The 18458-nt window shown below is 66.4% G+C and carries 18 protein-coding genes; 9 read left to right on the top strand and 9 right to left on the bottom strand.

The features are described from left to right. Positions 1-49: 49 nt before the first annotated feature. Both E0W60_RS22565 and E0W60_RS22560 read left to right on the top strand, forming a co-directional pair. Positions 50-553, top strand: a complete 504-nt coding sequence (locus E0W60_RS22565) for a DNA-deoxyinosine glycosylase (protein WP_135705593.1) — start codon at positions 50-52, stop codon at positions 551-553. Between the two features lie 249 nt (positions 554-802). After that, positions 803-1240 carry a universal stress protein gene (locus tag E0W60_RS22560; protein WP_133093023.1) on the top strand — a complete coding sequence of 146 codons (438 nt, stop codon included), beginning with the start codon at positions 803-805 and terminating at the stop codon, positions 1238-1240. Here E0W60_RS22560 and E0W60_RS22555 read toward each other — a convergent pair. After that, positions 1231-1551, bottom strand: a complete 321-nt coding sequence (locus E0W60_RS22555; protein WP_240745888.1) for an HPr family phosphocarrier protein — start codon at positions 1549-1551, stop codon at positions 1231-1233. The genes E0W60_RS22560 and E0W60_RS22555 overlap by 10 nt on opposite strands. Positions 1552-1713: 162 nt before the next feature. Between E0W60_RS22555 and E0W60_RS22550 the strand changes: the two genes are divergently transcribed. From E0W60_RS22550 to E0W60_RS22540, 3 genes are all read left to right on the top strand, one after another. Next, the gene (locus E0W60_RS22550) at positions 1714-2844 is read left to right on the top strand and encodes a PLP-dependent cysteine synthase family protein (protein WP_133093021.1); all 1131 of its coding nucleotides are present in this window, start codon (positions 1714-1716) and stop codon (positions 2842-2844) included. Positions 2845-2955: 111 nt separating this feature from the next. After that, positions 2956-3708: a tetratricopeptide repeat protein gene (locus E0W60_RS22545; RefSeq protein ID WP_135705591.1), complete on the top strand. Its 753-nt coding sequence runs from the start codon at positions 2956-2958 to the stop codon at positions 3706-3708. Positions 3709-3754: 46 nt separating this feature from the next. Continuing rightward, complete coding sequence (locus E0W60_RS22540) at positions 3755-4639, top strand: spermidine synthase (protein WP_133093020.1); 885 nt, start codon at positions 3755-3757, stop codon at positions 4637-4639. A gap of 126 nt (positions 4640-4765) precedes the next feature. Here the strand turns inward: E0W60_RS22540 and E0W60_RS22535 are convergent, their stop codons facing one another. Then, positions 4766-6391, bottom strand: coding sequence for an ABC transporter substrate-binding protein (locus tag E0W60_RS22535; protein ID WP_135705590.1), 1626 nt, complete (start codon positions 6389-6391; stop codon positions 4766-4768). Positions 6392-6526: 135 nt separating this feature from the next. Here E0W60_RS22535 and trmB point away from each other — a divergent pair, with 135 nt between their 5' ends. Next, positions 6527-7204: a tRNA (guanine(46)-N(7))-methyltransferase TrmB gene (gene trmB, locus E0W60_RS22530; protein ID WP_135705589.1), complete on the top strand. Its 678-nt coding sequence runs from the start codon at positions 6527-6529 to the stop codon at positions 7202-7204. Between the two features lie 63 nt (positions 7205-7267). Here trmB and E0W60_RS22525 read toward each other — a convergent pair whose 3' ends face one another. The 7 genes from E0W60_RS22525 to E0W60_RS22500 form a co-directional block, all read right to left on the bottom strand. Further along, entirely contained in the window at positions 7268-8470 is a 1203-nt protein-coding gene (locus tag E0W60_RS22525) for a DUF2863 family protein (RefSeq protein WP_133093017.1), read from the bottom strand. Between the two features lie 108 nt (positions 8471-8578). Next, positions 8579-8728, bottom strand: a complete 150-nt coding sequence (locus E0W60_RS37075; RefSeq protein ID WP_167884595.1) for a hypothetical protein — start codon at positions 8726-8728, stop codon at positions 8579-8581. A gap of 204 nt (positions 8729-8932) precedes the next feature. Further along, complete coding sequence (gene acnA, locus E0W60_RS22520; protein ID WP_135705588.1) at positions 8933-11650, bottom strand: aconitate hydratase AcnA; 2718 nt, start codon at positions 11648-11650, stop codon at positions 8933-8935. Positions 11651-11941: 291 nt separating this feature from the next. Continuing rightward, positions 11942-12517, bottom strand: coding sequence for a hypothetical protein (locus E0W60_RS22515; RefSeq protein WP_133093015.1), 576 nt, complete (start codon positions 12515-12517; stop codon positions 11942-11944). A gap of 167 nt (positions 12518-12684) precedes the next feature. Then, positions 12685-13866 (bottom strand): bifunctional 2-methylcitrate synthase/citrate synthase, encoded by a 1182-nt coding sequence (prpC, locus tag E0W60_RS22510; RefSeq protein WP_135705587.1) that lies wholly within the window; start codon positions 13864-13866, stop codon positions 12685-12687. A 44-nt stretch (positions 13867-13910) separates the two neighbouring features. Continuing rightward, positions 13911-14891, bottom strand: a complete 981-nt coding sequence (locus E0W60_RS22505) for an HpcH/HpaI aldolase/citrate lyase family protein (RefSeq protein WP_133093013.1) — start codon at positions 14889-14891, stop codon at positions 13911-13913. Positions 14892-15017: 126 nt separating this feature from the next. After that, positions 15018-16001 carry a malate dehydrogenase gene (locus E0W60_RS22500; protein WP_133093012.1) on the bottom strand — a complete coding sequence of 328 codons (984 nt, stop codon included), beginning with the start codon at positions 15999-16001 and terminating at the stop codon, positions 15018-15020. Positions 16002-16432: 431 nt separating this feature from the next. Between E0W60_RS22500 and E0W60_RS22495 the strand changes: the two genes are divergently transcribed. From E0W60_RS22495 to sdhD, 3 genes are all read left to right on the top strand, one after another. Next, complete coding sequence (locus E0W60_RS22495; RefSeq protein ID WP_135705586.1) at positions 16433-17386, top strand: GntR family transcriptional regulator; 954 nt, start codon at positions 16433-16435, stop codon at positions 17384-17386. Positions 17387-17667: 281 nt separating this feature from the next. Then, the gene (gene sdhC / locus E0W60_RS22490; RefSeq protein ID WP_012353373.1) at positions 17668-18078 is read left to right on the top strand and encodes a succinate dehydrogenase, cytochrome b556 subunit; all 411 of its coding nucleotides are present in this window, start codon (positions 17668-17670) and stop codon (positions 18076-18078) included. 11 nt (positions 18079-18089) lie between these two features. Then, complete coding sequence (sdhD, locus tag E0W60_RS22485; protein ID WP_135705585.1) at positions 18090-18455, top strand: succinate dehydrogenase, hydrophobic membrane anchor protein; 366 nt, start codon at positions 18090-18092, stop codon at positions 18453-18455. Positions 18456-18458 lie beyond the last annotated feature (3 nt).

Here is an 18458-nt window from a genome sequence, read left to right as displayed (position 1 = left end):
CCGACGCAGCGGCCCCGAAGCAGGTAGTCGGGGCCGCTGCGTTTCTGCCATGCCAGACCCCATCCCGCCCCAGGCCGACCTGCACCAGGGCCTGCCGCCTGTCATCGACCGCAACACCCGCGTGCTGGTGCTGGGCAGCTTCCCCGGCGCCGCCTCGTTGGCCGCGCGCGAGTATTACGCCCATCCCCGCAACCAGTTCTGGCCGCTGATGGCCGCGCTGACCGGCGAACCGATGCCGGCGCTGCCGTATGCCGAACGGCTGGTGCGGCTGCTGGCGCATCGCATCGGCGTCTGGGACGTGCTTGGGGCGTGCATGCGCGAAGGCAGCCTGGACAGCAATATCCGCTACCCGCAGGCCAACGATTTCACGCGGCTGCGCCAGCTGGCGCCGGCGCTCGAGCGCATCGGCTTCAACGGTGGCACATCGGGACGGTTCGCGCCGCAGTTTGCCGCGCAGGGGTATCAGACGGTGGTGCTGCCTTCGTCCAGCCCGGCGCACGCGGCGCGCAATTTCGAGCAGAAGCTGGCGCTGTGGCGCGCGCTGATGGCGTAGCGCCGCGGCCCTGCGCGCGGCCGGCGTGCCCGGGAACATGGCTGCGCCGGCGTTTCGAATGCGGGCGAGGCAATGTGACGCCCGCCGGATTGCCGTGTGCCATCGCGCACCTATACTGGATCAGGGTGACAGATGATTCGAAACCGAGGGTATCGGTCGCTCCTTGTTGTGCGCCTTGCGGCTCCCACTTTCGGACGCAAGGCGATGTCGCATCGGAAGTGAGCGCAATGCGCAGGCGAGGAGGCAATCATGTTCAAGCATCTCCTGCTGGCGGTCGATGGCTCCGACCTGTCCGAATCCGCATTCCGCAAGGCACTTGTGCTGGCGCGGGAGATGGGCGCCCGTGCCACCGTGGTGCGCGTCTGTCCGAACTACCATGTGTTGACCTACCAGGTCGAAATGCTGGAGGACACCCGCGAGACCTACGTCAAGCAGGCCTGGGAAGACGCAACCCGCTACTTGCGCGGCCTGGCCGACGAGGCCGGTGCAGCGGGCGTGGCCTGTGACACGACCTACGCGGTCAATGACCATCCGTACGAGGCCATCATCAAGGCGGCCGAGGACAAGGAATGCGACCTGATCGTGATGGCGTCCCACGGGCGGCGCGGGGTCAAAGGGTTGGTGATCGGCAGCGAGACCCTCAAGGTGCTGACCCACAGCAAGATCCCGGTGCTGGTCTACCGGTAGGCGCGCGGCCGCCGGCCCGCGCCGTGGGCTAGCGCCGCCGCATCCGCGCCGCCAGGCGCGGCAGCGGACCCGTGCGCCAGACGCGGCGGCGCAGGTCGGCCGATATCCGGCCCGTCAGCCCGGATGCGCAGCGGCGTGCCGGGCGGCACGCGCAGCCGCATCACGGCCATGACGTCGCGCGCGTTGGCCGAGCCCGAGGCGGTCGCCAGCATGATGCTGCTGGCAAAGCGGCTGGCGGCCAGGCTCAGGTGTGCGGAACTGCGGCCCTGGAAGATCAGGCCGGCGAGCCCGTCGATCGTTGCTTCTGCCACAGACAGTCACATCCACACGGCGGCCGGGGCTGTGGCGCGAAGAGCGCATTGCAGTGCCTGCCGATCGTCGCGCCGGATCCGGGAAACTGGATTTGGGCAGCACGCTTCTGGCATCCTGAGGGCCTGATCCAATGCCCCGGCCGCCGCGCCCGCAAGCCACCCATGCCACTTTCCGCCTGGACCCACGAAGCGATCCGCAAGATCGAAGCCGACTTCAACCGCTCCGCCGATACCCACCTGATCCCGCTGGACCTGCCGGGCTACCCCGACATCCGTGTCTACTTCAAGGACGAATCCAGCCACCCGACCGGCAGCCTGAAGCACCGGCTGGCGCGCTCGCTGTTCCTGTATGCGCTGTGCAATGGCTGGCTGCGTGAGGGCAGCACGGTGGTGGAAGCGTCCAGCGGCTCGACCGCGATTTCAGAGGCGTATTTCGCCAGGCTGCTAGGGCTGCCGTTCGTGGCGGTGATCCCGGCCGGCACGTCGCGCGCCAAGGTCGAGGCGATCGAGTTCTATGGCGGGCGCTGCCACCTTGTCGACAGCCCGTCGGAGATCTATGCCGCGTCGCACCGCATCGCGCAGGAAACCGGCGGCCATTTCATGGACCAGTTCACCTACGCCGAGCGTGCCACCGACTGGCGCGCCAACAACAATATCGCCGAATCCATCTTCAAGCAGATGGCGGAGGAGGAGCACCCGGTACCGGCCTGGCTGGTGTCCAGCGGCGGCACCGGCGGCACCATCGCCACGCTCGGCCGCTACGTCGCCTATCGCCGCCACAAGACGCGCGTGCTGTGTGCCGATCCGGAGAACTCGGTGTTCTTCGATTATTTCCGCAGCGCCCTGGCGGGCAAGCCTGAACCGGACCTGTCGCTGCCGACCGGCTCGCGAATCGAGGGTATCGGCCGGCCGCGCGTGGAGCGCTCGTTTATCCCCAGCTGCATCGACGCCATGCTGAAGGTGCCCGATGCGCTGTCGTTCGCCGCCATGCGCTACCTGGCCAGGCGCTTCGGCCGCCGCGTCGGCGGCTCGACCGGCACCAACTTCGTCGGCGTGCTGTACCTGGCGCAGCAGATGCGGGCGGCAGGGCAGGCGGGGGCCATCGTCGCGCTGCTGTGCGACAGCGGCGACCGCTATGGCAATACCTACTACGACGAAGACTGGTATGCCGAGCAGCGCATCGCCATCGACGCCGCCGATGCGCTGGTGGCGCGCGCGGTGAAGGGTGAGGCGGTGCTTACGCCGCAGGCGGTGGCCGGGCTGCAGCCGGCCGGCGCCGGCATTCCGGGCTGAATGCAAGGGAATCGCGCCGCCGTCTTTCTGTCAAAATGCCGGCGGCCAGCGCTTCGGCGCCGACCCTTTGCCCACTGATGACCTCATACGATCCCATAGGTTGACTTATCCATGCGTATCTTCGGTATCAGCATCCATATCATCGTTGCGCTGTTCTTCGCCGTGCATGCGGTGCGCACGCACCAGAACATGTACTGGCTGCTGATCCTGTTCCTGTTCCCGGGGCTGGGCAGCCTGGTCTACTTCTTTGCCATCTTCCTGCCCGAGCTGCGCCAGTCGCGCGGCGCGCGCGCGGCCACGCGCGCCATCTCGCAACTGGTGGACCCCAACCGCGCGGTGCGCGAGGCCCGCACCGACTTTGACCGGGCGCCGACCGTGGCGCACCGCATGCGCCTGGGCGCCGTGCTGCTCGAAGCCGGCGAGCCGTCCGAGGCGCTGCAGCACTACCAGGCCGCGGCCAACGGCCCGTTCGCGTCCGATCCGGCGCTGCTGCAGGGCCTGGCCCAGGCGCAGTTCGCCACCGGCGACGCGGCCGCCGCGCTGGCGACGCTGGAAAAACTGTTCGGCGCCAGCCCGCATGCGCGCCAGCAGCCCGACCCCGCCTTGCTGTATGCTCGCGCGCTGGCTGCCACCGGCGCGCCCGGCACGCGCGCCGCGTTCGAGCAGGCACTGACCAGCGCCAGCGACGCCGCGCCGCGCTGCCTGCTCGCCGACTGGCTGGCGGCGCAGCCCGATGCCGCCGACCGCGAACGCGCGCGCGAACTCTACGCCGAAATCGTCCACGACGCCCGCCACTGGCCGCGCCATGCCCGCGAGCACAACCGCGAGTGGCTGCAGCGCGCGCAGGCGGCGCTGGGCAAGTAAGGCGCGTGCCGGCCCGTTGCATGGCCACCGTGTATTTCTCGACAATATGACCCTACTGAAACGCAAATCGATTGAAGCCGTGGCCTCGCGCCGTCCGGCACGTGGCACACGCAACCGTGGCCAGGCGCCGGACTCGCGCGCGGCCCGCGAAGAAAAACGCATGACGCCGCGCTTTGCGCCGGTGACCTTCTCGGAGCTGGACGGCGTGCGCTACCTGCATTTCGGCACGGAGTGGGTGCAGGGCGCGATGCGCCTGCGCAAGCCGGATGCGATCGAGCTGGAATACGCGCAGCAGATGATGGCCTGGCTGCTGTTCCTGTCGCCTTCTGTGGATGAATTCCACGTGGTCCAGCTCGGCCTCGGGGCGGCGGCACTGACCAAGTTCTGCCACCGCCAGTTCAGCCGCGCGCGAGTGACCGCGGTCGAGCTGAATCCGGCGGTGATCATCGCCGGGCGCAGCATGTTCGGCCTGCGCCAGGATGACGCGCGCCTGACCGTGCGCGAGCAGGACGCGTGGGACTACGTGATGGACGGCACCCACGCAGATGCCATCGACGTGCTGCAGGTGGACCTGTACGACGCCACCGCGCGCGGCCCGGTGCTCGACACCACCGCGTTCTACCGCGCCTGCCGCCGCACGCTGAAGGAGCCGGGCGTGATGACCATCAACCTGTTCGGCGACCACGACAGCTTCCCGAAGAATATCGAGCGCATCTGCGAAGCCTTCGATAACCGCGTGCTGGTGTTCCCTGAGGTCCATGACGGCAACATCATCGCACTGGCGTTCAACGGCCCGGAGATCGATGTGGCGTGGGAAGTGCTGGAAGCGCGCGCCGACGTGGTCGAGAAGACCACGGGGCTGCCGGCGCGGGACTGGGTGCAGAAGCTGCGCGCGGCGAACGCGCGGCAGGAAGAGCGGTTGAGGATCTGATCCAAACGCGCCCAAAGAGGAGGTTTGGGTGCTCCAAAGCCGCCTGAACTAGCCCAAGCAAGGTGTTCTCCCTCTCCCGCAAGCGGGCGAGGGAGAACACCGCGAGCCGATGACCAGCCGCCGCCCTCACTCCTTGTGGAAAAACTGCGCCAGCGACCACTCGTCCGTCCGCGCCTCATACTTCAGTCCCTTCTTCATCGCCCACATCGCCAGCTGGCTGTGCGACGGAATGATCGCGTGGTCGGCCAGCGCGAACCTGGCCGCCGTGCGCGCGTTCTCCTCGCGCGCTTTCTCGCTGGAAACGGTGGTCAGCGATTTTTCGATCAGCTGGTCCAGTTGCGGGTTGCTGTACTTGCCCCAGTTCCAAGTGCCATACCCGGTCTTGGGATTGGGCGTGCCCGTGATCGAGCGCAGCGCCACATCCGCGGCTGCCGAACCCCACCCCAGCATCTGGAAGGCAAAGTCGCCCTGGCGCGCGCGCGTGAAGTAGGCCGCTACCGGCATGGTCTCGACCCTGGTCTGGATGCCGATGCGCGTCAGCATGCTGGCGGTGGCCTGCGCCACCGCGGCGTCGTTCAGGTAGCGGTTGTTGGTGGCATGCAGCGTCAGCCCGAAGCCGTCCGGGTAGCCTGCCTCGGCCAGCAGCTTTTTGGCGCCTTCGGGATCATAGGCGTCGGGTTTGGTGCCCGGATGCCCGAAGATCTGCGGCGACACGATCGACGATGCCGGCACCGCCAGCCCCTCCATGATGCGGTTGACGATGGCGTCGCGGTTCAACGACTTGCTGATCGCGGCACGCACGCGCGCATCCTTGAACGGGTTCTTGCCCAGCGGCTTGCCGGCCTTGTCGGTGACGAAGGGCGGGTTGTCGCGCGAGTGGTCCATTTGCCAGAAGATGGTGCGCCACGAAACCTGCTGCTCGATCTTGAACTTCGGGTTCTGCCTGAGCTTGGCCACGTCGGCCGACGGCACGCTCTCGATCACGTCGACATCGCCCGCCAGCAGCGCGGCGCTGCGCGCGCCGTTGTCGGTGATGATGCGGAACACGGCGCGGTCCCACTCCGGCTTGGGCCCCCAGTAGTTGGGATTGCGCTCCATCACGATTTCCTGCCCGCGCGCGAAGCGCACGAACTTGAACGGCCCGGTACCGATCATGGCCTTGCCCGAGTCGAAATCGGCCTGCGTCAGCGTCGCGGCGACCTTTTTCGGCATGATCGGCACGCTGTTCAGGTCGTTGGCCAGGTTGGCGTAGTTGGGCACGCTCATGGTCAGGCGCACCGTCAGCGGATCGGGCGTGTCGATGCGGGCGATCGGCTTGGTGTAGCTGGTGAACGAGCCGGGGCTGTTGGTCAGCTTGTCCGGGCGCTCCAGCGACGCCTTGACGTCTTCGCTGGTGAAGGGCGAGCCGTCGTGCCACTTCATGTTGGGGCGCAGCTTGATTTCCCAGGTGATGGCATTGACCGGCTTCCACGACAGCGCCAGGCCGGGGATATAGCGGGCGTTCTTGTCCATGAACACCAGCGACTCGAAGACATGCAGCGCGATCGCGTTGTTGGGGCCGGAGTTGTTCCAGTGCGGGTCCATCGAGGTGACGTCGGCGGCCAGCCCGATGCGCAGGTCCTCGGCATGGGCGGCGCCGGCCGGCACCAGCGCCAGGGCGGCACAGGCGGCACTGCCCAGCACCAGCGCGGCGGTGGCGTGGAGCAAGGTGCGGCGGGCGGGCTGGCTGGGCGTGGCGGTTGTCGATGGCATGGGACTGGCTCCTCGTACAGGTCCGGCGCTTGCGGACGGGTTCTCAGGCGGTTTGTCCCGCATTGTGCCGCTAAAGTGGCATGGTTGCAGCGTCCGATGCAAGGCTGCCGGGTCCGGCCCCGGTAAAATGGGGCCATGTTTGCCAATTCCCGCACCATCGTCTCGGCGCAGTCCGATGTCCACGAACACCTTGCCGCGCGTGTCGCGCGCCACCTGGCCGAGCCGTTCCGCAAGCCCATCGGCGAAGCCAGCCGCCGCGCGCTGAGCGCGGCGCTCGACAATTGGCAGCAGGCCGGCGGCGCGCCGCTGATCCTGGATGCCGGCTGCGGCGTGGGCGAAAGCACGCTGCGCCTGGCGACATCATTCCCGGACCACTATGTGATCGGCGTCGACCAGTCCGAAAAGCGCCTGGCCGCTGGCAAGGACTGGTGGGGCGAGGCGCCGATGCCGGCCAATTTCTGCTGGGCGCGGGCCGACCTGGTCGATGTCTGGCGCATGCTGCAGGCCGACGCGGTGCCGGTGGCGCGCCACTACGTGCTGTACCCGAACCCATGGCCAAAGATCGGCCACCTGGGGCGGCGCTGGCAGGGCCATGCGGTGTTCCCGGCGCTGGCGGCGTGCGGCGATTACCTGGAATGCCGCAGCAACTGGCAGGTCTACATCGACGAGTTCGCGCAGGCGCTGGCGCTGGTTGGGCGTCCGGCGCAGGTGGTCGAGCCCTGGCAGCCGGCGCAGGCGATGACGCCGTTCGAGCGCAAGTACGCGGCATCGGGGCATGGGCTCTGGCGCTGCGTCAGCGAGCGGGGTGCCTGAAGCCAGCCAGGAAAACAAAAACGGCCCACGATGTGGGCCGTTTGCTTGCGTGGGCGCGGGAACTCAGTGGAACAGCGGCTGCTGCGTGGGCGCGTCTTCCGGCAGCTCCGCATGCACGATCTCGCCATTGCGGTCGGCATACAGCGGCGTGCCGCAATCCTCGCAATATTCCGGATCGAACAGCGCCGCATGGCGGAAGATATCCTCCACGCCGGCGTTGCGCAGCTCTTCGCAGATCTGTTCGAGCGGGTTGCCCTTCTCGTCGGCATCGACTTCGCCGGCTTCGCGGCCGTAGACCGGCCAGACGATGCCGTAGATCACGTCCTTTTCACCGCGCATGGTGAAGCCGACGCGGTATTCCTCGACCACTTCCTCGCCGAACGCGGCCACCACCGCGGCCAGCTGGCCGGCGGAGATATCGAGCGTGCCGGCCAGATAGTTGACGGCGGCGCGCACGGTCAGAGGACGGATGCTCTTGTCGGACTCACGGCACGACAGGAAGAAGGCGTCGGGGAGCAGCAGCTCGAACTCGCAGCCGGGCAGCAGCAGCGCCACCGACGGCTGGACCTGGGTGCGCCATTGTTCCAGGCACACCGAGCGCTCGGCGTGGTGCTCCTTGGCATCTTCTTGCCAGCGGAACAGCGCCTGCTCGTGCGGGGCTACCACCACGGCCAGCAGGTAGCGCGGGTCGGCCAGGATCGGCGCGGTCTCGGGCAGGTCGCGCAGGTCGACCTTGGGTACCGAGCCGGCCAGCGCGGCCGCGGCCAGCTTGTGCGTCAGCGCAAAGGTGTCGCTGTGGGTGCGCGGCAACTGGTCGATGCTGTACAGGTACGGCGACAGCGCCACCTTGGTGTCGGAAGCCAGTACATGTGCCTGCAAGTGCACGGCGAGCGTCTGGGCCAGCTCCGGCTTGAGCGCGCCCGAGGGGATGGCGTAGCGCGTGTGCGCCAGGATTGGCGCGGCGATCAGCAGCGCGTCGTAGCGCTGGCCATCGACCTCGATGGTGGCCGATTCGGCCAGTGTCTCGGCCTGCTCGGCCAGCACGTCGGAGGCATCGGCGTTGTGCTTGAACAGGTGCTCCAGCGCCGCGTCCAGCGCGGTCTGGCTACCGTTCTTCAACAGGCGGCCCAGGCGCTGCGAGAGCCGCCGTTCCCAGTAGCCATCCTCCATGCGGCTGCCCGATGCGTCGAGGGCGAGCGCATCGGCCACCAACCGCTCGGCGTCGGGGGAAAGACGTGGGGAAGCCTTGGGGCGAAAACCTGCCATAGAAAGAAACCGTTCGTTTATGCGTAAAACGGTATTCTACTCGTTGCGTTGACAAGGCGGCCGCGCGATGCGGCGCGACTTGCCACCGGCGAGGCCGAAGACTTCTTTTTATTTCTGTCCGCCGGCTGCCGGCGCCGTCGGTACGTGGGTCTCGACGCCGTGCTGCTCGCCGGAAATCGACACGTCGCTGCCGCCCTTGGTCAGCAGGTAGAGGGCTGCGCCGGCAACGACGACGAATGCGATGATGATCTTTGCCATGTTGTCTCCAGTGTATGTCTGAAGCGGGGTGGCCCCGCCTCCGGGCCATTGCGGCCCATGTTGTTTGGGACACAGTGTGGCAGCACTGCCTTGCGTGGAACTTACACGCGCGGGATAGGCGCCGAGTGATGCCGGGGCCGCATCATGCGCACCATGACAAACGCCGCCCGGGAAGGCGGCGCTTGCATGGACCATCCGCGGGCGTCAGGCCGCCAGCAGCTGGCGCAGCACGAACGGCAGGATGCCGCCGTGGTTGTAGTAGTCGACCTCGATCGGCGTGTCGATGCGCAGCAGCACCGGCACGCGCTGCACGTCGCCGTTGGCGCGCTTGATCACCAGCACCAGGTCCTGCTGCGGCTTGAGGTCGCCCGGGTTGTCCAGGCCCGTGCCTTCGATGTCGAAGGTCTCGTTGCCGGTGATACCCAGTGCCTGCGCGCTGTCGCTGCCCTTGAACTGCAGCGGCAGCACGCCCATGCCGACCAGGTTGGAGCGGTGGATGCGCTCGAAGCTGCGCGCCACCACGGCCTTCACGCCCAGCAGCTGCGTGCCCTTGGCCGCCCAGTCGCGCGACGAGCCGGTGCCGTACTCCTCGCCGCCGAACACCACCGTGGGCGTGCCCTCGGCGATGTACTTCATGGCCGCGTCGTAGATCGACATCTGCTCGCCGGTGGGCTGGTGGATGGTGATGCCGCCTTCCACGCGCGCGCCGTCCGGCTTGGGCGGGATCATCAGGTTCTTGATGCGCACGTTGGCGAAGGTGCCGCGCATCATCACCTCATGGTTGCCGCGGCGCGAGCCGTAGCTGTTGAAGTCGGCCTTGAGCACGCCATGCGCCTGCAGGTACTTGCCCGCGGGCGAGGTGTCCTTGATCGAGCCGGCCGGCGAGATATGGTCGGTGGTCACCGAGTCGCCGAAGATGCCCAGCGCGCGCGCGTCGCGCACGCTGGCCGAGGCGCCCGACGGCTCCAGGCTGAAGTCCTGGAAGAAGGGCGGCTCGGCGATGTAGGTCGACTTGGGCCAGTCGTACACCTGGCCCTTGGTGCCCTGGATCGCGCCCCACAGCTTGCTCGGCTTCTTGACCTGCTCGTAGTTGCCCTTGAAGGTCTTGGCGTCCATCGCGAACTTCATCAGCGCGTGGATTTCCTCAGAAGTCGGCCAGATATCGCCCAGCCAGACGTCACGCCCGCCCTTGCCCTTGCCGACCGGCTCGGTCATCAGGTCGCGCGTGACATTGCCGGCGATGGCATAGGCCACCACCAGCGGCGGCGAAGCCAGGAAGTTGGCGCGGATGTTCGGGTGGATGCGGGCCTCGAAATTGCGGTTGCCCGACAGCACCGCGGCCGCGACCAGGTCGTTCTTGACGATGGCCTCGTTCAGCTCGGGCGTCAGGTCGCCGGCATTGCCGATGCAGGTGGTGCAGCCGTAGGCGGTCACGCCGAAGCCCAGCTGCTCCAGGTACGGCAGCAGGCCGGCGGCCTTCAGGTATTCGGTGACCACGCGGCTGCCCGGCGCCAGCGAGGTCTTGATGTGCGGCGCCACTTCCAGTCCGGCTTCCACCGCCTTCCTGGCCAGCAGGCCAGCCGCCAGCAGCACGCTGGGGTTGGAGGTGTTGGTGCACGAGGTGATCGCGGCGATCAGCACGTCGCCGTTCTTCACTTCAATGCCGTTGCTGGTGCGGTAGGGCCGATCCAGCTCGGCCGCATCCTTGTTGAAGCCGTTCTCGGCCACCGGCTTGCTGAACAGCGACGCGAACGTGCTCTTGACGTTGCCGATCTCGATGCGGTCCTGCGGGCGCTTCGGCCCGGCCAGCGACGGCGCGACCGTGGACAGGTCCAGCTTCAGCGTCTTGCTGAAGTCGATGTCGCCTGCCTGCGGAATGCCGAACATCTGCTGGGCGCGGAAATAGCCTTCGAACGCGTCGATCTCCGCGTCGGTGCGGCCGGTGCCGCGGAAGTAATCGATGGTCTTTTCGTCGACCGGGAAGAAGCCCATGGTGGCACCGTACTCCGGCGCCATGTTGCCGATGGTGGCGCGATCCGGCACTGACAGGCTGGCCGTGCCTTCGCCGAAGAACTCGACGAACTTGCCGACCACCTTCTCCTTGCGCAGCATCTCGGTGATGGTCAGCACCAGGTCTGTGGCGGTGACGCCTTCGCGCAGGCGGCCGGTCAGCTCCACGCCGACCACGTCCGGCGTCAGGAAGTACACCGGCTGGCCCAGCATGCCGGCCTCGGCCTCGATGCCGCCGACGCCCCAGCCGACCACGCCGATGCCGTTGATCATGGTGGTGTGCGAATCGGTGCCGACCAGCGTGTCAGGGTAGTAGACCCCATCCTTCTTATGAACGCCGCGCGCCAGGTATTCCAGGTTGACCTGGTGCACGATGCCGAAGCCCGGCTGCACCACGCCAAAGGTGTCGAACGCCTGCATGCCCCACTTCATGAACTGGTAGCGCTCGTTGTTGCGCTGGAATTCCAGCTGCATGTTCAGGTCCAGCGCCTTCTTTTCGCGGAAATGGTCAACCTGCACCGAGTGGTCGACCACCAGGTCGACCGGCACCAGCGGCTCGATCTTCTTGGGGTCCTGGCCCATCTTCTCGGCCACGTTGCGCATTGCGGCCAGGTCGGCCAGCAGCGGCACGCCGGTGAAGTCCTGCAGCACCACGCGGGCCACGACGAACGGGATCTCGTCCACACGCTCGGCATTCGGCTTCCAGCCGGCGAGTTGCCTGACGTGTTCTTCGGTAACTTTCTTGCCGTCGCAGTTGCGCAGCACGGCTTCCAGCACGACGCGGATCGATACCGGCAGGCGCCCGAGATCGAGGTCCAGTTCCTGCGCGAGTTGCGGCAGGGAATAGAACTGGCCCTTGCCGGAAGCGCCGATCTTGAATTCTTTTAGCGTGTTCTTGAGGTTATGGGGCATTGCCGTACTCCGATCGAAGGATGATGCGATGGCATTTGGCTCGGACCTCTGAAACCGGATTCAGACCCCGGTGCGCTGCCGCGGCGTATGGCCGCGGTCCGAGGTCGGCAGCGCACTGCAACTGCATACTCTAACCGCCGCGCGGCCTTGCCGCCACCCGGTCTCGATCGGCCGGGCCCCGGCCATGCCTTCCCGCGGCGCGACAGCGTGCCCGCGGCGGGTTGGCCCGCCCGCAAGGCAAAAGGGTGCCGGCGGCCGGAATTCAGGCGGCCGCCGGCACCCTGTACGGATTTACTGCTTCGGTGCCGCGCTTTGCTGGGTCGCGTCAGGCTGCTGCGCCTGCTGCGGCTGGACCGTCGGGCCGCCCGGGGGCGTGGCCAGCAGCGGGGCGCTGACCGGGGCGCGCAGGCCGCCGGCCTGGGTCGGCGCCGCGGCGCCTGCCTGCATGGCGGCGCTCTGGCAGTCGTCAGCCAGGCGCTGGCCCAGGTTCTTGTTGAACAGCATGGCCTTGCTCGGGATCACCACCAGGTCCAGGCCGGTGCGGGCGTCGTAGTAGCGGTCGGCGCCGGTCACGGTGGACTGACGCGGCAGCTTGTAGTCACGGCCTTGCCAGTGCACGGTCAGCACTTCGTCACGCAGCATGTCGCCGGAGATATAGATGCTGTTGCCCAGTTCGCACTGCCACTTTTCACCGGTCGGGGTGACTGCGGCGGCGGCGCCGGCAGCGGCGGCGGTGCCGGCTGCGGCCTTCTTCTTGGTCGAGGACTTCTTCTTGGTGGTCTGCTTGGCCGGCTCTTGCGCCATCACGGCGGTGGCGGTGGTCAGGCTGAACGCGCCGATGCAGGCGGCAAGTACGAGATGTTTCATTTTGTGAGTGCCTCTCGGATTTTGAAATCTGGTCTGTTTGTCGTTCGCCGCCGTCACATCAGGCGGCGCCTGGAAGGAAAGTCCGCCGCTATTCTCTACGATTTGCCGGAGCCCGCGAAGTGCGCTGGCCTTTGGTTACATAATCGGGGTGTCCGGTTAGTCCGGGTTCACTTACGCTTGCCGATCGGCACGAATTTGAGGTTTTCGGGGCCCACGTAGTTGGCGCTGGGGCGGATGATCTTGTTATCGATGCGTTGCTCGATGATGTGCGCGGCCCAGCCGGAAGTGCGTGCGATCACGAACAGCGGCGTGAACATTGCCGTCGGCACGCCCATCATGTGGTAGCTCACCGCGCTGAACCAGTCCAGGTTCGGGAACATCTTCTTGACGTCCCACATGACCGTTTCCAGGCGCTCGGCAATGTCGAACATCTTCGTCGAACCGGCGTCCTTCGATAGCGTCTTCGCCACTTCCTTGATCACCTGGTTGCGCGGGTCGCCCGTGGTGTACACCGGGTGGCCGAAGCCGATCACGACTTCCTTGTTCCCGACGCGGCGGGTGATGTCGGCCTGCGCCTCATCCGGGTTGTCGTAGCGCTTCTGGATCTCGAACGCGACTTCGTTGGCGCCGCCGTGCTTGGGGCCGCGCAGCGCGCCGATCGCGCCGGCGATCGACGAATACATGTCCGAACCCGTGCCGGCGATCACGCGCGCGGTGAAGGTCGAGGCGTTGAACTCGTGTTCCGCGTACAGGATCAGCGAGGTATGCATGGCACGCTCCCACAGCGCCGACGGCTGCTCGCCGTGCAGCAGGTGCAGGAAGTGGGCGCCGATGGAGTCATCGTCGGTCTCCACCTCGATGCGGCGACCGTTGTGGCTGTAGTGGTACCAGTACAGCAGCATCGAACCCAGGCTGGCCATCAGGCGGTCGGCAATGTCGCGCGCGCCCGGGCCGCTGTGGTCGTCCTTTTCCGGCAGCACGGTGCCAAGCACCGACACGCCGGTGCGCATCACGTCCATCGGGTGCGCGCTGGCCGGGACCCATTCCAGCGCCAGCTTGACGTTGGCCGGCAGGCCGCGCAGTGACTTCAGCCTGGCCTTGTAGGCGGCCAGTTCGGATCTGGTCGGCAGCTTGCCGTGCACCAGCAGATGGGCGATTTCCTCGAACTCGCAGGTGTCGGCGATATCGAGGATGTCATAGCCGCGGTAGTGCAGGTCGTTGCCGGTACGGCCAACGGTGCACAGCGCGGTATTGCCGGCGGCAACGCCGGACAGCGCGACGGATTTCTTGGCTTTCGGCGCCGCGGGCTCTGCCGCGGCGGCCGGTGCTGCGGTCTTCGAAGCGGACATCCGGGTCTCCTTCGGTCGCGTCCGTGCTTTGTTGTTGTGGCCGGTCAGGCGAAGAACAGCGCTTCCACGTTGTCCGGCAGCGGCGTGCCGGTGGCCTGGGCGCGCTGCAGCAGCGACCAGTAATAGCGGTAGCTGGCGCGGTCGTGCAGCTGGCCGTCGTGGCGGATCGGTGCCCAGTTGTTCTCGTGGGCCGCCAGCAGGATCTGGCTGGCGGCGCCGATTTCATCCGCGCCCGGGCGGAAGGCGGCGACGATCGGCGCTATCTGGCCCGGATGGATGCTCCACTTGCGCAGGTAGCCGAACTCGGCGCGCGCGCGCAGCGCGTCATCGCCCGCCCGCTGGGGTGCCTGCACATCGGTGCTGACGTTGTGCGACGGAACCTTGCCATGGCGGTGGCAGGCGGCGGAGATTTCCAGCATGGCGCGGCGGATCAGCGGGTGCTCGAACTGCTGCGGCGAGCGCATGGCCTCGCCGGGAATCGCGCCGTGGTGCGCCGAGACGAAGTCCATCAGGCCGAAGCTCAGGCACTCCACCTGCACCAGCGCGGCGATGTCGAAAGCTTGTTCGAGCGCGGCGTGTGTCTCGATCAGCACATGGATCGGGATATGGCGGGCGATGCCGGCATTGCGCGCCACCTGGTTGACATGGTCGGTCACGCGCGCGACCTCGACCACGTCGGTCACCTTGGGCACGACGACGTAGGCCAGCCGCGCGCCGGCGGTGCGCACCAGCACGTCGACATCCTGGCGCCAGCTCGGGTGGGCAGGGTCATGAATGCGCACGCCGACGCGGTTGTGCGCGTTCAGCGGGCTGTTGACCAGTTGCGCGCACAGCTCGGCGTGCTCGCGCTCGTGGCCGACGGCGGCGCCGTCCTCGCAATCGAAGGTGATGTCGAAGACCGGCCCAAGCTCTTGCTGCAGGGCAAGCGACTTGCGCATCAGCTTTTCGCTGCCCGCATAGTGGTCACACACCGGCAACTGGACCGGGATGGCTTCGCCCTGGAACAAGACCTCGGATGGATGCACGGGAATTCAGTTGGGTTGGGGTTGGACGGGAGGGCACATCATAGCGCCCCAATATGAAAAAACCGGGGTCCGCGCCGATTCTTGAATCGTTGCGGAACCCCGGTCTTTCCTGTAGCGCGCTGAAGATCAGCCCAGCAGGTGCTGCACGCCGGCCTTCTCTTCTTCCAGTTCGTTCAGGGTGATGTTGATCTTTTCCTGGCTGTAGGCGTCGATCTCGAGACCCTTGACGATCTCGTACTTGCCGTTGGCGCAGGTCACCGGATAGCCGAACATGGTGTCGGCGGGGATGCCGTACTCGCCGTTCGACGGGATGCCCATGGTGACGACCTTGCCGTTGGTGCCCAGCACCCAGTCATGCACGTGGTCGATGGCGGCGTTGGCGGCCGAGGCAGCCGACGACAGGCCACGGGCCTCGATGATGGCGGCGCCGCGCTTGCCGACGGTCGGCAGGAACACGTCGTTGTTCCACACCGGGTCGTTGATCATGTCCTTGACGCTCTTGCCGTCGACGGTGGCGTAGCGGTAGTCGGCGTACATGGTCGGGCTGTGGTTGCCCCACACGAACATCTTCTCGATCGACGACACCGGCTTGCCGGTCTTGGCGGCGATCTGCGACAGGGCACGGTTGTGGTCCAGGCGCAGCATGGCGGTGAAGTTCTCGCGCGGCAGGTTCGGTGCCGACTTCATGGCGATGTAGGCATTGGTGTTGGCCGGGTTGCCGACCACCAGCACCTTGACATTGCGGCTGGCGACTTCGTCCAGCGCCTTGCCCTGCACCGTGAAGATCTGGGCGTTGGCCTCGAGCAGGTCCTTGCGCTCCATGCCCTTGCTGCGCGGACGGGCGCCAACCAGCAGGGCCACGTCGGCATCCTTGAAGGCGACCTTGGGGTCATCGGTGATGACCACGCCGGCCAGCAGCGGGAACGCGCAATCTTCCAGTTCCATCACGACGCCCTTGACGGCGGCCTGGGCTTGCGGGAGGTCGAGCAGTTGGAGGATGACCGGCTGGTCTTTGCCCAGCATGTCGCCGTTGGCGATGCGGAACAGCAGGGAATAGCCGATCTGGCCAGCGGCGCCGGTCACTGCGACGCGCATTGGGGCTTTAGCCATGAGTAAATCTCCAAACGATAGAAGGGGGTAACCGGTCGGCGGCACGCAGTCGCCAACTCAAGGCGGCGTGCACGCCGGATGCTGGTTGTCGCCACAGCGGGGAGCGGCCGTCCGCCGGAACCAGGTGGCGGGGCCACGGGGCGGAACCGGTGAGGATGAGCCACAACGGGTCATGGTGATGCAACGAAGCGTAAGTCTACTGCGAAGCGAGCCGCCATTTCCAGACCGATTTCCAGTCCGGGCCGCGGGAGAGGGTGCCGGGGACGGCATCCGCCGGCGGCACGAGCACGGCATTCACGACATTCGCGGGCGTGGACCAGCGCGAGTGTAGGCCCGGCCTCACTGGCTGTCAATTCATATGTCTTATATAAGACATAAGACAATTAACGTCAGGCTGGCGCCCGCCGCCCTTTTATGGTGAAATCCCGCCTATGTCCTCCCTGTCTACGTCCCTCTCCGGCGCTGCCGCCCACGGTGCGCAGGACTCCGGCGCGGCCACGCCTGGCGCCGGGACGCAGGCGCCTTCGTCGACCCCGCCTTCGTCGACCCCGTCTTCGTCGGCCTCGTCATCGACTCCGTCGTCGACCCCGCCGTCGAACTCTCCCGCGCCGTCGTCATCTCCTGCGCCCCAGGCCGCCGCCCAGCAGCCGGGCCCGCAGACCGCCCCGTCGCCCACCTTCAGCCCGCTGTACCAGCAGATCAAGGCGCTCATCATGCGCAGCCTGCAGTCCGGCGAGTGGAAGCCGGGCGAGATGATCCCCAGCGAAATGGAGCTGGCGGCGCGCTACAAGGTAAGCCAGGGCACGGTGCGCAAGGCCATCGACGAACTCGCCGCCGAGAACCTGGTGGCGCGGCGGCAGGGCAAGGGCACCTTCGTGACCACGCACCATGAGGACGTGGTCAAGTTCCGTTTCCTGCGCCTCGTCCCCGACGAAGGCGAGCCCCACTACGGCGCCAGCCACGTGCTGGAGTGCAAGCGCCTGCGCGCGCCCGCCGAAATCGCGCGGCTGCTCGATATCCGCACCGGCGACAGCGTGGTGCAGATCCGCCGCGTGCTGAATTTCTCCGGCGAGTCGACCGTGCTCGACGAGATCTGGCTGCTGGGCGCCAACTTCAAAGGCCTCACCGCGGAAAAGCTGACCGAGTGGAAGGGGCCCATGTATGCCTTGTTCGAGGCCGAGTTCGGTACGCGCATGATCCGCGCCTCGGAAAAGATCCGCGCCGTGGCCGCCGACGAGACGGCGGCCGAGCTGCTGTCCGTGCCGGTGGGCTCGCCGCTGTTGTCGGTCGAGCGCGTTTCATATACCTACGGGGATCGCCCTGTCGAGGTGCGCCGCGGGTTGTATGTGACGACGAAACACTATTATCAGAACGACCTGAGCTGAGTCATGGGGCCGGCGCGGTCCCTGCGTCGGCTGCGATTATTGCGGGTCTTGTGATGGTGGTGCGGGTTGTTGCGCAGCGCCGGTGAATATTGCTTGGCAATCGCCGTGTCATGTGTATGGTGTGCGATTGTCGGGCGGCGCCTGTTGGGCGCGATAGCTGAAAATTATTGGTGCAGCGCGCAACAAAGGCGCTAAAATCTCGTGGATTTGCCTCAATGCATCCCGTTGCATGCAGGCAATGGCAGTCTCGTTTCTTTGTTTACCGCTAATTGGGGTCTCGCATGGCTGAAGCCGTCAAACAAGCCAGGCCGGAGTTCCGGAATATCGGTATCTCGCAGATCGCGAAATACCGGTTGCCCTGGGCCGGCAAGGTATCCATCCTGCATCGCGTGAGCGGTGCCTTGATGTTCCTCCTCCTTCCCTTCGTCCTGTACCTGTTCGAGCAGAGCATTACCTCCGAACTGAGCTTCGCAAAGTTCTCGGCCCTGTTGTCCGGCGGCTTTGTCAAGCTGGTTGTGCTGGCCCTGATCTGGGGTTATCTGCATCATTTCTGCGCCGGTATCCGCTTTCTGCTGCTGGATGTGCACGTTGGTGTTTCCAAGCCCGCCTCGGCCAAGTCTGCCATCAGCGTGCTGGTTGTCAGCCTGCTGCTTACCCTGATTTTCGGCCTGAAGCTGTTCGGCCTGTTCTGAGGAGAATCACGGTGGCAAACAACAATATCGGTCCCAAGCGCCTGGTCGTCGGCGCCCATTACGGCCTGAAAGACTGGCTCGCGCAACGCGTCACGGCCGTGATCATGGTGGTGTTCACCGTGGTGCTGGCCATTGCCTTCCTGCTGTCGAACGGCGCTTCGTACGAAGCGTGGGCAGGGTTCTTCGCCAACCAGTGGATGAAGATCATCACGTTCCTGACCATCCTGTCGCTGCTGTATCACGCCTGGATCGGCGTGCGCGACATCTGGATGGACTATGTCAAGCCGATGGCGGTGCGCCTGGTGCTGCAAGTTCTTACGATTCTGTGGCTCGTCGGTTGCGCGGGCTACGCTGCTCAGATTCTCTGGAGGGTGTAATAA

The organism is Cupriavidus oxalaticus, from assembly GCF_004768545.1.
Taxonomy (GTDB): domain Bacteria; phylum Pseudomonadota; class Gammaproteobacteria; order Burkholderiales; family Burkholderiaceae; genus Cupriavidus; species Cupriavidus oxalaticus_A.
Note: the sequence above shows the minus strand (reverse complement) of the source record. Positions and strands in the feature narration are given on the sequence as shown.

Bases quoted from the DNA above. Each gene is read 5' to 3' on its own strand.
- acnA (WP_135705588.1), bottom strand. From the start codon at position 11,650: ATGCCCCATAACCTCAAGAACACGCTAAAAGAATTCAAGATCGGCGCT.
- E0W60_RS22560 (WP_133093023.1), top strand. From the start codon at position 803: ATGTTCAAGCATCTCCTGCTGGCGGTCGATGGCTCCGACCTGTCCGAA.
- E0W60_RS22535 (WP_135705590.1), bottom strand. From the start codon at position 6,391: ATGCCATCGACAACCGCCACGCCCAGCCAGCCCGCCCGCCGCACCTTG.
- E0W60_RS22540 (WP_133093020.1), top strand. From the start codon at position 3,755: ATGACCCTACTGAAACGCAAATCGATTGAAGCCGTGGCCTCGCGCCGT.
- prpC (WP_135705587.1), bottom strand. From the start codon at position 13,866: ATGTCCGCTTCGAAGACCGCAGCACCGGCCGCCGCGGCAGAGCCCGCG.
- E0W60_RS22550 (WP_133093021.1), top strand. From the start codon at position 1,714: ATGCCACTTTCCGCCTGGACCCACGAAGCGATCCGCAAGATCGAAGCC.
- E0W60_RS22500 (WP_133093012.1), bottom strand. From the start codon at position 16,001: ATGGCTAAAGCCCCAATGCGCGTCGCAGTGACCGGCGCCGCTGGCCAG.
- E0W60_RS22495 (WP_135705586.1), top strand. From the start codon at position 16,433: ATGTCCTCCCTGTCTACGTCCCTCTCCGGCGCTGCCGCCCACGGTGCG.
- E0W60_RS37075 (WP_167884595.1), bottom strand. From the start codon at position 8,728: ATGGCAAAGATCATCATCGCATTCGTCGTCGTTGCCGGCGCAGCCCTC.
- sdhC (WP_012353373.1), top strand. From the start codon at position 17,668: ATGGCTGAAGCCGTCAAACAAGCCAGGCCGGAGTTCCGGAATATCGGT.
- E0W60_RS22565 (WP_135705593.1), top strand. From the start codon at position 50: ATGCCAGACCCCATCCCGCCCCAGGCCGACCTGCACCAGGGCCTGCCG.
- E0W60_RS22515 (WP_133093015.1), bottom strand. From the start codon at position 12,517: ATGAAACATCTCGTACTTGCCGCCTGCATCGGCGCGTTCAGCCTGACC.
- trmB (WP_135705589.1), top strand. From the start codon at position 6,527: ATGTTTGCCAATTCCCGCACCATCGTCTCGGCGCAGTCCGATGTCCAC.
- E0W60_RS22525 (WP_133093017.1), bottom strand. From the start codon at position 8,470: ATGGCAGGTTTTCGCCCCAAGGCTTCCCCACGTCTTTCCCCCGACGCC.
- E0W60_RS22545 (WP_135705591.1), top strand. From the start codon at position 2,956: ATGCGTATCTTCGGTATCAGCATCCATATCATCGTTGCGCTGTTCTTC.